We start from the raw sequence: 13919 nt of genomic DNA on the forward strand, positions 1-13919 counted from the left end.
AGGTCCTCCGCCTCGTGATGGTCCCCGTTGGTCAGCAGATACGCGGTACGCACCAGCCGAGACCAACGGACGGCCGCGTACGTCTCGAAGTCCCGCATGTCGTACGCGTCATGTGCGTCGTCCGCGCCATGCGGGTCGTACGCGCCGTCGTCCCCCGGTCCCTCTCCGCGTGAGGCGATGGGCATTGGGCTGGTCATCACACGCACCCCGGTTCACCCCGATTCCTTCCCCGGTGCGCGCTGGTCAGGGCGCGCACGATGTCCTCCTCAGTAACACCCCTCCTGGAAGGCTCAGGTTGCACGCGCCGGGCAGCCGGATTCGGCGGCCCCGGCGTCCGGATGGCGGGACCGTTCGACAGCGGTGAGAGACCGGCCGACGGTCTCGCAGAGGGCGCGGATGGCCTCGGCCGGGTCGGGCAGGTCGACGGTCCACAGGCCGACGGAGCTGCCCGTGGCGATCGCCAGGGTGCGGCCGTCCGGGCTGAACGCCATCGCCGTGGGCGAGCGGGTCGGCAGGGTGCCTCTCTTCTGGGTGGTGCCGAGATCCCAGAGCTGGACTCCGCTCACGGTGCCCATGGCCAGTGCGCGTCCGTCGGGGCTGTACGCCGGCGAGGTCACCCCTTCGCCGACGCCGAAGTCGGCCAGGAGATCACCGGTCCGCACGTCCCACGTCCTCACCTGGCCGTTGGTCGTGCCGACGGTGGCGAGGGAGCGTCCGTCCGGGCTGAACGCGAGGGACAGTGGGCTGCGGATGCCCGGACGGAGGGTGCGCACTGTGCGGCCGGTCGCGGGGTCGAGCAGGGTGACCCGATCGCCGTCGCCCTCGATGCCCACGACGGCGAGGGTGCGACCGTCCGGGGCGAACACCAGCCCCCTCACCAGCTCGCCGCCGCCGGCGTGGACGGTGCGCACCGCGCCGGTCGACAGCTGCCAGATCCGCACCGCGCCCCTCGCGCCGGCGAAGGCGAGGCGGGTTCCGTCGGGACTGAGGACCGCCGGACCGGCGGCGTCCACGGCCCGGCTTCGATGCAAGCGGCCCGTGGCGAGGTCCCGGACCTCGATCACCTCGCCCTTGCCCGCCCGGGCGACCAGGGCACGCCCGGCGGGGCTGAAGCCCACCGCCGCGAGGCGGGAGCTCACGAAGGGCAACCGCCGTCCACTGAACTCCGGAGCGGCTTCGGGTGCCGACGCCAGGGTGGCTTCGGCGTCGCCGGTCCGGGCATCCCACAGGCGTACGGCCCCACCCCCCGGCGGACCTTGACCTACCGCGGACACCAAGCTTCCGTCCCGGCTGAAGGTCAGGTCGGTGAGGTGCGTGCCGGTGGGGCCCGGCAGCGTGATCCGCGGGCGGTCGACGGACAGACCGTGGACGCGGGCGGCGGCGTCCGTGGTGCTGCTGGTCACGAGGGTGCGGCCGTCCACGTCGAGGGCCACCGTCACGGCCCCGCGCCCGTGGTGACCGGCGGTCACCGTGCCGATCGCCGTACCGGAGACCGTGTCCCACAGGCGGACCGTGTCACCACTGCCGGAGAGGGCGAGGGTCCGCCCGTCCCCGCTGAACCGCAGTCCGTTCAGCGCCACGGGGACATCTCTGATGGTGCGCCGGACTGCGCCGGTGGCCGTCTCCCGTAGTTGCACCGAACCGTCGGTGCCGGCGATCGCACAGGTCCGGCCGTCGGGGCTGAGAGCCACGGCGCCGCCGCCCCCTATCAGGCTGTCCCGTGAGGTGCGGGTGCGGCCCGTGGCCAGCTCCCACACCCGCACCTGTCCGCCCGGTCCCACCGCGGCGACGGTACGGCCGTCCGGGCCGAAGGCGACCCCGTGCGGGTCGGGATGGCCGCTGAAGCGGTGTCGGGTACGCCCGGTGGACACGTCCCACACCCGTACCGCGGCCGGGGAGGAGGCCGCCACGCTCCGACCGTCGGGGCTGAAGGCGAGCGCGCGGACCGCGCCGTCCGGAATCGGGAAGGTGCTGAGCTTCTTGCCGGTCGCGGGATCCCACAGGGTCACCGCCGCACCGGTGTCACCGGTGGTGGCGACGGCGAGGGTGCGTCCGTCGGGGCTGAGGGCCGCGACCTGACTGTCTTCGTCGTCGGCGGATGCGGTGAACGCCTTGCGGAGGCGGCCTGTGGACAGGTCCCAGATCCGCGCCGTGCCGTCCGTGCTGTGGGTGGCGAGGGTGTGTCCGTCCGGGGTGAGAGCGAGGGACTCCACCGGCGCGGTGCCGTCGGCGAGGCGCTCGCGCAGCGGTGACGCGGCGGCGGCGTACAGGGCCCCGGCCGCCTCACGGGTCGGGCTGGTCCGGTAGGCGTGCACGGCGAGCAGGGCGGCGAGGTCGGGATCCGAGTCCAGCAAGGCACGCGACTGGGCGGCGAGTTGACGGGACTGAGCGGTGTGCTGGGCGGTGATCGCGCTCCGCCACTGCCCCACGGCGAGGCCGGCGGCGACCAGGGCGAGGCACAGGGCGGTGGTGACCCCGGTGAGCACCAGCCGGTACCGACGACGGCCGCGCCGCGCGTCATCACGGCTGGCGTCGAGGAAGTCCCTTTCCAGCTCGGTCAGTTCCCCGCGCGGCGCGCCGCCGAAGTATTCCTGTACGGCGGTGAGCCTGCTCCCCCGGTACAGGGCGCCTTTCTCCCGGCCCAACTCCCGCCAGGTGTGCGCCGCCTCGGTCAGTTTCCGGTGTGCGCGCAGGCGTTCACGGTCCGCGTCGATCCAGCCGCGCAGCCGGGGCCACGACGTGATCAGGGCCTCGTGGGCCATCTCGACCGTGTCGTCGTCCAGGGTGAGCAGCCGTGCCCGGGCGAGTGCGTCCACCACCGCGGCCGTGCCGTCCCGGCCGGTGCCGGGCAGTTCGGCGCGCCGGACGGGACGACGGGTGTCGGGCGTGCCGTCCCCGGGGGCGACCAGGCGCAGCAGCACCCGGCGGGCGGCGGTCGCCTGGTCGTCGGTGAAGCCGTCGTAGATCTGCTCGGCGGTGGTGGCGATCGCGCCGTCCAGGCATCCGGCCGCCTCGTACCCCGCCACGGTCAGGGTCTTGCCGCGGCGTCGGCGCCAGGTCTCCAGCAACGCGTGGGACAGCAACGGCAGTCCGCCCGGCGCGTCGGCGACCTCCTTCACCAGCCGCGCGGTGAGGGCGCGTTCCACGGTCAGTCCGGCGGCCGTGGCCGGCTTGACGACGGTGTCCCGCAGTTCCGCCGGGCTCAGCGCTCCGGCCAGGAGGTTGGCGTCGCGCAGGGCGTCGGCCAGCTCGCGGTGCTCGGCGCAGCGGCCGTAGAAGTCGCCGCGTACCGCCAGCAGCACACGCAGACGGGCGGCGGGCTGCCGGGCGGTGAGCAGCAGGTCGATGAAGCGTGCGCGCTCGGCCGGGTCCTGGCAGAGCGTGAAGACCTCTTCGAACTGGTCGACGATCACGAAGGTGTCCGCCTCGGCGGGGGCGGGTTCCAGCAGGGAGGCGTGGCTGCGCAGGGGGTGCTCGCCCGGCGTCAGGATCCTGATCGCGGCCGGCCGCAGGCCCGGCTCCCGTGTCGTTCGCAGGACGGGGATCAGGCCGGCCCGCAGCAACGAGGACTTGCCGCTGCCGGAGGGTCCGAAGACGGCGGCGAACCGTCGTCCGCGCAGCAGGTCGACGAGGTCGGCGGTGAGCCGGTCCCGGCCGAAGAAGAGGTCGCTGTCCGCGGTCTCGAACCTCGCCAGGCCCCGGTACGGCGGGAAAGAGCCGTCGTCGTCACCGGCCGCGCCCTCCGCGGCTTCCTTCCACCGCGCCTCCCACTGCGCCAAGTCCCCACCGCAGGCCCGCGCATAGGCGAGGGCCACCGGCAGCGTCGGCAACCGCTCGCCCGCCGCGGCCTGCGACAACGTACTCACCGAGTAGCCCGCCCGCCGTGCCAGCGACCGGTAGGTCATCCCGTCCGCCGCCGCCCGCAACTCGCGTAACGCGCACGCGAACCGCTGCACCGGTCCCGCCGCCGGATCCACCGGCAGTTCACGACGCCCCGCCACGCCTTCCCCCTTCCGGCCGTAACCGCTCCACCGCGACCAGCCGTTACCCGTACGTCCCTCAGGCCCGAACGGCTCACCCGCCCACCGCGTTGTTCGGCCGCCGGGACAGGCCTGCCGAACAATGCGCGGCCCGCTGGACTCGTCGACGGAAGCGGTGCCGCGCCGCTTGCCCAGATCCGCGGCACACCTGACCGAAGAGGACGTCACCCACGTATGAAAGCCCCACCCGCCGACGCCGCACGCCGTCCGGTCACCCTCACCACCCCCGGTCCGTCACGGTTGGGCTGGCTGGACGCGTTGCGCGGCATCGCCGCGCTCGTCGTGGTGTTCGACCACTCGTCGTACACGTTCTTGGCCGACTTCCGAGGGGAGTTGATGCCGCAGTTCAACACCAGCCGTTACGGCATCATGGTGTTCTTCCTGGTGAGCGGCTACATCGTGCCCGCGTCGCTGGAGCGCCGGGGCTGTGTGCGGACGTTCTGGATCGGGCGGCTCTTCCGGGTGTACCCGCTGTGGGCGGCCGTCGTCGCCCTGCTTCTCGTCGCCCGCCTGCTGGGCGTCGCGGAGATCCGTGACTTCGGCACGCGGAGCGTCGTCTCCGTGGCCGTCGCCCATGTCACCATGCTCCAGGAGCTGTTGGGGACACCCAGCCTCCTGCTGGTGCTGTGGACGCTCTCCTACGAGATGTCCTTCTATCTCCTCGTCGTCGCCCTCTTCACGGTCCGCCTTCACCAGCGGTCGGCGGCGACGTCGGTCCTGCTGGCCGTGCTCGCCGCCGTGAGTGTGACGGTCGGCCTGACCGTCCCGCCTTCCGCCCTGTCCGGCCTTCTCGGCACCGGACCGCTCGTCGCCTCGGCCTCGGTCACCATGGCGGTCGCCATCGGTTGCGCGAGTTCCGGCTCTCCCTCGCTGCGGCGCCTCGGGGGCGTCCTGGGCGGGGTGTTGGCACTCGTCCTGGTCGCGTTCAACGGCACGGTCCCGCTGTGGGAGAGCCTGGTGATCCTCGCCGTGATGTTCCTGGGCACCGCCGTCCACCGCGCCGAGAACGGTCGCAGCGGCCGGCGCCACGTGGTCGTCGGCGCGGTCGTCGTGGTCGTGTGTGCCGTGGGGAGCGCGTACGGGTACGGCGGCGACGCCCCCTTCACCCGGCGCGGCTGGATCGTCGCGTTCCTGCTGGCCGTGCTCACCTTCGGCGCCGGGCTGCTGATGCGCCGACGACGCCTGCCGCGGCTGCTGACCGGGCTCGGGGCGATCAGCTACTCGGTCTATCTGGTGCATCCGGTGCTGCTGGCGGTCGTCGACGGCACGGTCGGCCGGCGACGGCACGACGATGCCGTACTCGAAGTGGCGTTCTTCGTCGTGCTGTTGCCCGTGTGCCTGCTGACCCACCGGTACGTCGAGGAGCCGGGCCGGCGCTGGGGCCGACGGCTCGGGCGGCCGACGACGGTGCCTATCTCCGATCGAGATGACTGACATTCCGGATCATCGCCTCCGATGAGGAAGCAACCGGGGCGGACCGACGCTTACGCCTGCGTGACCACAGCGAAGAAGTTCAAGAAGGCGCACCTGTCCGCGACCGTGCCGGCTACCCGAGGCGTGTCCGGCCGACTGGTGGCGCTGCTGGCCGTCGCCTCGGGCATGACGGTCGCCAACCTCTACTACGCCCAGCCCCTGCTGTCCTCGCTGAGCGGGGTGTTCCACACGAGCACGGCCACCGCCGGCGCCCTCGTCACGGTCACCCAGATCGGCTATGTGATCGGCATGCTGTTCCTGGTCCCGCTCGGCGACCGGCTGGAGAAGCGGAACCTGGTCACCGTCCTGCTGACGGTGACGACCCTCGCCCTGGTGGCGGCGGGACTCGCCACGAGCTTCCCCATGCTGCTGATCGCCTCGCTGGTCAGCGGCGCCACGTCGGTCGTCGCCCAGATCCTGGTGCCCTTCGCCGCCGGACTCGCCCCCGACCACGCCCGCGGTCGTGTCGTCGGCCGGGTGATGAGCGGGTTGCTCACCGGCATCCTGCTCTCCCGTACGGTCAGCAGTCTGGTCTCCGACCTCGCGGGCTGGCGTGTCGTCTTCCTCGGCTCCGCCGCGCTGATGGCCGTGCTCGCCGTGGCCCTGCTCGCGGCGCTGCCGCAGCACGCGCCGACCATCACCGTGCCGTACCACCACGTGCTGCGCTCCACCGCCCGGCTGGTGCGCACGCACCCGGTGCTGGTGCGGCGTGGCCTCTACCAGGCGGCGATGTTCGGCGCCTTCAGCGCGTTCTGGACCACCGTCTCCTTCGTCCTGACGGGCCCTGGCTTCCACTACTCCCCCGTCGGGGTCGCCGTGTTCGCCCTCGTCGGCGCGGCCGGCGCGGCCATCGCCCCGTTCGCCGGACGGTGGGCCGACCGGGGGCTGGTCCGTCCCATGACCGGCATCGCCTTCGTGGCCGCCGCGCTGGCGTTCGCGGTCGCCGGGTTCGGCGGACACAGCGTCGTCCTGCTCGCCCTGGCCGCGATCGTCGTCGACATGGCCGTACAGACCACGTTGATCCTCGGCCAGCACACCGTCTACCAGCTCGACCCGGCCGCCCGTGCCCGCCTCAACAGCGCCTTCATCGCCCTGTTCTTCGTCGGCGGCGCGGCCGGCTCACAGCTCGGGTCCGTCGTCTACCACGCGGGCGGTTGGACCGCCCTGACCGTCCTGGGGGCGGCCCTGCCGCTCGCCGCGCTGCTCTACTGGGCCACCGAACGGCCGCGGAACCCCGAGGCGGGTCGCTGACGGATGCCTCACGAGCGGACGCCGCGCGCATACGATGCCGACGAAGATCGGCGACCGTCGCAGCAGCGCCGGTCGGAGCGCTGCCTGACCTGGAGCGGATGATGGATCTGCGGCAGATGGAGGTCGTCGTCGCGGTGGCCGACGCGGGCGGTTTCACGGCGGCGGCCAGGCGACTGAACGTGGTCCAGTCCGCCGTGTCCAGCACGGTCCGCGCGCTGGAGCGCGAGCTGGGCACCGCCTTGTTCGACCGCACCACCCACCGCGTCGCGCTCACCCCGGCCGGCGAGGCGTTCGTGCCCGCCGCGCGCGCGACGCTCCGGGCCGCCGAACAGGCCCGGGAGGCCGTGGACGCCGTGAAGGGGCAGCTTCGGGGGCGGGTGACGGTCGGCACGATGCAGGGCGTCTGGGCGGGGCTCCACCACGCGTTGGCCGCGCTGCGGGCCGAACATCCGGGTGTGGTCGTGCAGTTGCGGCAGGCCGCCGTCGCCGACATCCGGCAGGCGCTGCGCGAGGGCACGGTGGACCTGGCCGTGGTGGCGCTCGACCGCCAGCAGCAGCGCGGGCTCGCGACGCGGCTGCTGGCCCGCGAGGACATGGTGCTGCTGGCGGCGCCCCGGCGGGACCTCTTCGGGGCGGCGCCGAACGGGCCGGTGCGGCTCGCCGACATCGCCCGGCTGCCCCTGGTCGACTTCACGTCCGGCTGGGCCATTCGCTACGCCGTCGACCGGGCCTTCCGGGCCGCGGGCGTCGACCGCACCACGACCTTCGAGGTGAACGACATCGGCGCGGCGGCCGAACTGGTCCGCAACGACCTGGGCGTGTGCGTCATGCCCCAGTCGATCGCCGACCGCTTCCCCGATCTGGCCCAGTACCGCTTCGACCGCCACGCACCCCACTGGAAGATCATGGTGGTTCGGCCTCCTGGCGAGCCGCCCCCGGCGGCCGCCGCGCTGCTGCGCCACATCACCTGACCACGTGCTTCTCGGGCAAATGCCCTTGCGGGCACCCGGTTCGGCGCCTTCGCCCGCTAGGGACGGACGTAAGGCCGCGTCATGATCTCCATGTTGTGGCCGTCCGGGTCGTCGAAGTAGGCGCCGCGGCCCCCGAACAGACGGTTGATCCGGCCTGCATCGGTGTGCGCGGGGTCGGCGTAGTACGTCACGTCGACCGCTTCCAGGCGGGCGATCATCGCGTCGAACCGGTCGTCGGGCACGAGGAAGGCGTAGTGCTGGGACTGGATCGGCTCGTCCCGCTTCTCGTAGTAGTCGAGCGTGACGCCGTTGCCGAGGTCCACGGGCACGAACGGCCCGAAGGGGGCGCCCACCCGCAGCCCCAGGATCACGGCGATGAACTCGGCGGACAGGTGCCGGTCGCTCGCGTAGACGGCGGTGTGGTTCAACTGGACTCCGGCCGTCGGCAGGTCGGCGTCGTACGGGTACGGCTGGTCAGGGGACATGAAAGGTGAGTCTCCGGTCTTGGGATCCGCTGGAACGGGCGCCGCACACGGGCGCCGGGAGCAAAGACACGGAGGGAGGGGCGGGCCGCGTGCCCGCCTCGCGCTCACGTCGAGGCCGGGTACCTCACTCGTGTGTGGCCCAAGGCCGACCCGGCAGTCACCCGACCGACCCTAGTGATCGTCGTCGGCGGGGGCAACATCATTCGGGGCGGCGCTCCGGCAAGGGACCGCCGCCCCGACATCCGCGTGCGGAAAGGCCTCAGACCGCCGCGAGGACGGCGGTTGGCTCTTCCGCCTCGGTCAGCAGTTCCAGCAGGCTCGCCCGGGCGCGGGCCACACGGGAGCGGACCGTGCCGATCGGACAGTCACCGGCCTCGGCGACCTCCGCGTACGGCAGGCCGGCCAACTGTGTGAGGACGAACGCCTGCCGGCGCTCGGCGGGCAGCGTGGCCAGCAGGTCCAGCAGCGCGATGCCGTCGTCGAAGCCGGGCAGGCCCTGCGGCTGGGCGTGCTCGACGGCCAGTTGCCAGTCGGGTACGTCGGACAGGCGCGGCCGGGCGGCGGCGTACCGGTAGCTGTCGATGACGGCCCGGCGGGCGATCGACAGCAGCCACGCGCGCGCCGAGGAGCGCCCTTCGAAGCGGTGCAGACTGCCGAGCGCCCGCAGGAACGTGTCCTGGGCGAGGTCGTCCACGGCCTGGGGGTCGCCGCACAGATGGGCGACGTAGCGCTGGACGTCCCGTTGGAGCGCGCTCACGAACCGCTCGACGGCGTCCGTGTCACCGCCGCGGGCGGCCAGGGCCCAGGCGGTTATCGACTCGTCGATCGAGGCGGACGTGCCGGTTCTGGCGTCCGTCGCGGTGGGCGAGTCAGGCAGGGCAGAGGTGATCACCTGGTGTCCTTCTCGGGATCCGTGAACCGGACCGGTGCGCGCGAGGGCGCGAGGTCCGGTGAAGGGGGAGACGGCCCTACGGCACGCGGGGACGGGCCCACGCCATGGCGTGTGCGGCGCCCGCGTGGGCGTACGGCCGAGACCCGAGGCACGCTGGGGCGGCCTCGGGTTGCCCGCTGTCGTCAGCCGACAGCCGGCCCCACCGGAGGACCCCGGGAGGTGATCGCGTGGACGAGGAGGCGCAGGGCCGGGGCCCGGTCCGAGCGCGGGCGCCCGCGACGGACGCGGGGGCGGTCGGCGGGCGTCGGCAGCGCCAGGAGCAGCCGGAGCGGCGCCGCCAGCCGTCCGGCGACGGCGCGCAGGATACGGAAGGCGGCCTTCTCGCCGTACGCCAGCCACAGGCCGGTCAGGAGCGCGGCGAGCAGATGGGCGGCGAGCATGCCGTAAGACGACGAGTCGACGCCGCTGTGCATGGCGTGCCCCATGTGCATCGACCCCATGCCCGCGTCCATGCCCATGTCCATGTCCATGTCCATGTGCATGCCCATGGCGGTCGGCTCGTCCGGTGACGTCTGGGCGAGAGAGAACGCCTGGTGCAGCACCGTCTGTACGACGACCACGGCCGTCACGATCAACGGCAGCCCGCGTTCCCGTCGGGCCAGACCCCAGCCGACGGCACCCGTCCCGGTCACGCCGGCGGCCAGGGCCCAGGCGGGCACGTCGGCACCGGACATCAGGACGTGGCCGAGGGCGGCGAGCAGCACGCAGACGGCCGCGAACACCGCGGCCCGTACTGTGCGAGAACACCACCCTGTTGTCATGGCGCCTCATCCTCGCATCCGGGCAGCGGTCGGCAGGCGGGGGTACGCGAATCCACAGGTGCCACAGCGGGTCGGCCCTGTTCAGCCGCCCGGCCGGACGACCAGGGCGAGCGTCTCGACGGTCCCGCTGTGCTCGAAGTGGAGCGTGAACGCGACGAGGTCGCCCGCCCGCCACCCCGATCGGGACCGCAGGACGACGTCCACGTCCTGGGGCGACATGGACAGTTCGCCGCGTGCGGGGACGGAGACCGTGGTCACGGTCTCCCGGGAGGCGGCCGCCTCGCCGGTCATGAGGTGGCGGCTGAGCTCGATGTCGCCCCCGGTCTCGGCGGACGTCACCCGGAGCAGCCGGTCGTCCGCGTCGCCCGTGTTGGCGATGTCGAAGAAGGCCGCGGTCTGTGTCGTGTCGCCGTACGGCAGGAGCACCCGTCCCGGGGAGACGGTGATCCGGGGCGGGCTGCCCGCCTGACCGGCGGTGACCCAGGTGGTCAGGCCGCCGAGGGCGAGGCCGCACGCGGCGACGGGCACGAGCGCGGCGTTCAGGGTGTCGGCGAGGCGGCGCCGGGTCGGGCGCCATGGGTTCTGTGCGGTCATCGGGTGCGCCTCCGGGCGGGCGAGGAGGAGGGCGTCGGCTGCCAGGCGCGCAGGCGCAGGCTGTTGGCGACCACCAGGACCGAGCTGGCCGACATCGCCGCCGCGGCGAGCATGGGGTTCAACAGGCCGACCATGGCGAGCGGGACGGTGACGACGTTGTAGCCGAACGCCCAGACCAGGTTGGCGCGGATCGTGCCGAGGGTGCGCCGGGCCAGCCGGACGGCGTCCGCCAGCGCCTCGATGTCGCCGCGTACGAGGGTGACGTCGGCGGCGCCGATGGCCACGTCCGTGCCGGTGCCCATGGCGATGCCGAGGTCGGCGCGGGCGAGGGCGGCGGCGTCGTTCACGCCGTCACCGATGACCGCGACCCGGTGCCCCCGCGCCTGGAGGCCGCGCACGAGGTCGGCCTTCTCCTCGGGAGTGCAGCGGGCGTACGCCTCGTCGATGCCGAGTGCCCGGGCGACGGCCCGGGCGGGCGCCTCCCGGTCGCCGGTGGCGAGCACGGGCCGTACGCCCAGACGCCGGAGCCGGTCGACGGCCCGGTAGCTGCCGGGGCGTACGACGTCGCCGACCTCGATGAGCGCTTGGGCGACGCCGTCCACGTACACCAGTACCGGCGTGTACGCGGCGTCTTCCGTGACGGCCAGGCCGGTCGGCAACTCGTCGTCCGGCGATCGGACTTCCACCAGGCGCCCGTCCACCCGCCCTCGCACGCCCCGACCGGGCAGCGCGCTGAACTCGCCTGCCTCGGGCAGCTGTTCACCCAGTTCACGCCGGGCGTGCGCGGCGATCGCCCGCCCGATCGGATGCTCCGACCCCTGTTCCACCGCGCCCGCCAGGCGCAGTACGGCGTCCCCGCCGAGACCGTCCGGTACGGCGGTGACGCGGGCGACGCTCATATGGCCGGTGGTGAGGGTGCCGGTCTTGTCCAGGACCACGGCGTCCAGGTGCTGGAGTCCCTCCAGGGCCTGTGGACCGGTGACGAGAACGCCGAGTTGGGCCCCGCGCCCGGTCGCGGCCATCAGCGCGGTCGGTGTCGCCAGGCCGAGGGCGCACGGGCAGGCCACTACAAGGACGGCCACGCACGCGGTGACGGCCGCCTGCGGAGCGGCTCCGGCGCCGAGCCAGAACCCGAGCGCGGTGACGGCCAGCGCCAGCACGACCGGCACGAAGACCCCGGCCACCGAGTCGGCCAGTCGCTGCGCCTTCGCCTTGCCCGCCTGGGCCTCGGTCACCAGCCGGGTGATCCGGGCGAGTTGGGTGTCGGCGCCGATCGCTGTGGCCCGTACGAGGAGCAGTCCGCCCGCGTTGACGGCCCCGCCGACGACGGCCGAGCCGGGCCCGACCTCCACCGGTTCGCTCTCGCCGGTGACGAGGGAGACGTCGACCGCCGAACTGCCCTCCGCCACTTGCCCGTCGGTGGCGACCCGTTCGCCGGGCCGCACGACGAACACTTGTCCCACACCCAAGTCCTCGATGGCGACGAGCCGTTCGGCACCGTCCTCCCGTACGGCCACCTCCTTGGCGGCGAGCCGGGCCAGCGAGCGCAGCGCCTCCCCTGTCCCGCGCCGGGCCCGGGCCTCCAGGAAACGTCCGGCCAGGACGAACAGCGGGACACCGACGGCCGCTTCGAGGTAGACGTGTGCGACACCGTCCCGTGCCGCGGAGGGCACCGGACTGAACGGCATCCGCATGCCCGGGTCGCCCGCGCCGCCGAGGAACAGCGCGTACACCGACCAGGAGAAGGAGGCGATCACGCCGAGCGAGACCAGGGTGTCCATGGTGGCCGCCGAGTGTCGCAGCCCGCGGACCGCCCGGGTGTGGAAGGGCCAGGCGCCCCACACGGCGACCGGTGCGGCCAGGACGAGGCACAGCCACTGCCAGTTGCGGAACTGGAGATCCGGCACCATCGACAGCACGAGCACCGGGAGGGCGAGCAGCGCGGTGGTCAGGAGGCGTCGCCGCTCCTCGCGGGCTTCGTCGGACGCGTCGGCCTGCGCGCGCCGCCGCTGCTTCGGCGGTTCGGGCAGCGCGGCCGTGTAGCCGGCCTTCTCCACCGTCTCGACGAGCTCTCGCGGGCTGATCCCGGCCGGATGGCTGACGCGGGCCCGCCCGGTGGCGAGGTTGACGGTCGCCGTGACGCCGTCCAGTCCGCCGAGCTTCTTCTCGACGCGTCGGACGCAGGCCGCGCAGGTCATGCCGCCGACGGTGAGGTCGGTGGTCACCGGGGCGGTCACGGATCCGGTGCCGTTCACCAGTCTGCCCCGTGCGTGCCGCCGTCCATGTCCATGTCGTCCGCGTCGGCGGCGTCGCCGTCGGTGCTGGTGCCGTGCATGCCGGGCGCGACCGGGCCGGAGGCCGCGCCGACGGCGTACGACACGGTGAACATCAGCGCCAGCAGCAGGAGGAAGCCGCAGAGCGCGGGCGGCGGCGCGAACCTCCGCGGCGCCGCGCCCGCGCCCGGGGCGGAGGGAGAATGCCGGAACTCGTCCATCAACCGCGTCTCCAGATCACAGGTCGTACGGCCGTCGGCCCTACCGTTCCAGGAGTCGGGATGACGGGTCGTCAAGTTCCACGACATCGATGTGATCCATATCACGCGAGTCGTAGCGCCCCCGCCCGGCCGGCGTTGCGGCGTCGGCCGGGCGGGCGGCGCCTGCGTCACTCGGCGCGCGCACCGGGGGTACGGCCGCGCACGACGGCGAACACCGCTGCCGCGAGCCCGAGTACGCCCACGACGAGCCCGGCGACGCCGAGCCCCCGTGCGGTGGAGTCGCTGCCCGACGCCGTCGACTCGGTGCTCTTCGCGCTCGCCGACGGAGCGACCGCCGTCCCGGCCTCTGCCGCCTTCGCGGTGAGCTTGACGGCCGGTGCCGGGTTCTCCGGCTCCTCGTCGCCCTGCGCGGCCTCCTCGATCCAGCGGACGGTCCTGCCGTCGGAGTACGTCTGGAGGGTCTTGAAGGTCAGCTGGTCGGTGTCGTCCGGCAGTTGGCCGAAGGCGACGTCGAAGTCCTCGTAGTGCCCGGCCGTGATCTTCCCGCCGGTCCAGGTGATCTCGGAGACGGCGTCGGTGATGCTGCCGTCGTCCGTCTTCACCGGCGTCTTGAGCTTGGTGGTGGTGACCTTGGCGGTCCAGCCGTCCCGCGGCGAGACGAGGACGCCGAGGACCGGGTGGTCGGTGGGCAGGAAGACCTGCACCTCGGTGGTGCTGGCGCTGTCCTCCTCGTTGGGGACGCGGAAGGTCAGCACGCCGTCCGTGGCGCCCTTGGCGTAGCTCTCGGGATGGACGGTGACATGTGCGGAGGCGACACCCGCGGTGGCGAGGAGGCCGACGGCGGCGAGGGTGAGGACGGCGCCGACTCGGCGCGGGGTGGTGGACATGACTGAGGGGA

Annotated in this window: 11 protein-coding genes and 1 pseudogene; 3 read left to right on the forward strand and 9 right to left on the reverse strand. The window is 73.3% G+C overall.

The genetic code is table 11. The features are described from left to right. Both ACIHIX_RS36445 and ACIHIX_RS36450 read right to left on the reverse strand, forming a co-directional pair. Positions 1-197 (reverse strand): annotated as a pseudogene (locus ACIHIX_RS36445) (hypothetical protein); the annotation flags it as partial. 93 nt (positions 198-290) lie between these two features. Further along, entirely contained in the window at positions 291-4001 is a 3711-nt protein-coding gene (locus ACIHIX_RS36450) for a helix-turn-helix domain-containing protein (protein ID WP_399963940.1), read from the reverse strand. Between the two features lie 213 nt (positions 4002-4214). Between ACIHIX_RS36450 and ACIHIX_RS36455 the strand changes: the two genes are divergently transcribed. From ACIHIX_RS36455 to ACIHIX_RS36465, 3 genes are all read left to right on the forward strand, one after another. Further along, entirely contained in the window at positions 4215-5474 is a 1260-nt protein-coding gene (locus ACIHIX_RS36455; protein ID WP_399963942.1) for an acyltransferase family protein, read from the forward strand. A gap of 21 nt (positions 5475-5495) precedes the next feature. Next, positions 5496-6764, forward strand: a complete 1269-nt coding sequence (locus ACIHIX_RS36460; RefSeq protein WP_399963944.1) for an MFS transporter — start codon at positions 5496-5498, stop codon at positions 6762-6764. Between the two features lie 101 nt (positions 6765-6865). Then, positions 6866-7735 carry a LysR family transcriptional regulator gene (locus ACIHIX_RS36465; protein WP_399963946.1) on the forward strand — a complete coding sequence of 290 codons (870 nt, stop codon included), beginning with the start codon at positions 6866-6868 and terminating at the stop codon, positions 7733-7735. Positions 7736-7791: 56 nt separating this feature from the next. On the opposite strand, the gene ACIHIX_RS36470 is transcribed toward ACIHIX_RS36465, so the two are convergent. The 7 genes from ACIHIX_RS36470 to ACIHIX_RS36500 form a co-directional block, all read right to left on the reverse strand. Further along, positions 7792-8220 (reverse strand): VOC family protein, encoded by a 429-nt coding sequence (locus ACIHIX_RS36470; RefSeq protein WP_399963948.1) that lies wholly within the window; start codon positions 8218-8220, stop codon positions 7792-7794. 259 nt (positions 8221-8479) lie between these two features. Next, the gene (locus tag ACIHIX_RS36475; RefSeq protein WP_399963950.1) at positions 8480-9112 is read right to left on the reverse strand and encodes a sigma-70 family RNA polymerase sigma factor; all 633 of its coding nucleotides are present in this window, start codon (positions 9110-9112) and stop codon (positions 8480-8482) included. A 182-nt stretch (positions 9113-9294) separates the two neighbouring features. Next, the gene (locus tag ACIHIX_RS36480) at positions 9295-9933 is read right to left on the reverse strand and encodes a hypothetical protein (protein ID WP_399963952.1); all 639 of its coding nucleotides are present in this window, start codon (positions 9931-9933) and stop codon (positions 9295-9297) included. A gap of 81 nt (positions 9934-10014) precedes the next feature. Continuing rightward, entirely contained in the window at positions 10015-10527 is a 513-nt protein-coding gene (locus ACIHIX_RS36485; protein WP_399963954.1) for a copper chaperone PCu(A)C, read from the reverse strand. After that, on the reverse strand, positions 10524-12782 hold the full coding sequence (locus ACIHIX_RS36490) for a heavy metal translocating P-type ATPase (protein ID WP_399963956.1): 2259 nt from the start codon (positions 12780-12782) through the stop codon (positions 10524-10526). Before ACIHIX_RS36490 ends, ACIHIX_RS36485 begins: the two co-directional genes overlap by 4 nt. Beyond that, positions 12779-13108: a hypothetical protein gene (locus tag ACIHIX_RS36495; RefSeq protein ID WP_399963958.1), complete on the reverse strand. Its 330-nt coding sequence runs from the start codon at positions 13106-13108 to the stop codon at positions 12779-12781. Before ACIHIX_RS36495 ends, ACIHIX_RS36490 begins: the two co-directional genes overlap by 4 nt. 80 nt (positions 13109-13188) lie before the next feature. Then, complete coding sequence (locus ACIHIX_RS36500; RefSeq protein ID WP_399963960.1) at positions 13189-13908, reverse strand: YcnI family protein; 720 nt, start codon at positions 13906-13908, stop codon at positions 13189-13191. Between the last annotated feature and the right edge of the window lie 11 nt (positions 13909-13919).

Origin of the sequence: Streptomyces sp. NPDC051913, assembly GCF_044593635.1 — a bacterium.
Taxonomy (GTDB): Bacteria; Actinomycetota; Actinomycetes; order Streptomycetales; family Streptomycetaceae; genus Streptomyces.

Bases quoted from the DNA above. Each gene is read 5' to 3' on its own strand.
- ACIHIX_RS36455 (WP_399963942.1), top strand. From the start codon at position 4,215: ATGAAAGCCCCACCCGCCGACGCCGCACGCCGTCCGGTCACCCTCACC.
- ACIHIX_RS36460 (WP_399963944.1), top strand. From the start codon at position 5,496: ATGAGGAAGCAACCGGGGCGGACCGACGCTTACGCCTGCGTGACCACA.
- ACIHIX_RS36465 (WP_399963946.1), top strand. From the start codon at position 6,866: ATGGATCTGCGGCAGATGGAGGTCGTCGTCGCGGTGGCCGACGCGGGC.
- ACIHIX_RS36470 (WP_399963948.1), bottom strand. From the start codon at position 8,220: ATGTCCCCTGACCAGCCGTACCCGTACGACGCCGACCTGCCGACGGCC.
- ACIHIX_RS36480 (WP_399963952.1), bottom strand. From the start codon at position 9,933: ATGACAACAGGGTGGTGTTCTCGCACAGTACGGGCCGCGGTGTTCGCG.
- ACIHIX_RS36485 (WP_399963954.1), bottom strand. From the start codon at position 10,527: ATGACCGCACAGAACCCATGGCGCCCGACCCGGCGCCGCCTCGCCGAC.
- ACIHIX_RS36495 (WP_399963958.1), bottom strand. From the start codon at position 13,108: ATGTCGTGGAACTTGACGACCCGTCATCCCGACTCCTGGAACGGTAGG.
- ACIHIX_RS36500 (WP_399963960.1), bottom strand. From the start codon at position 13,908: ATGTCCACCACCCCGCGCCGAGTCGGCGCCGTCCTCACCCTCGCCGCC.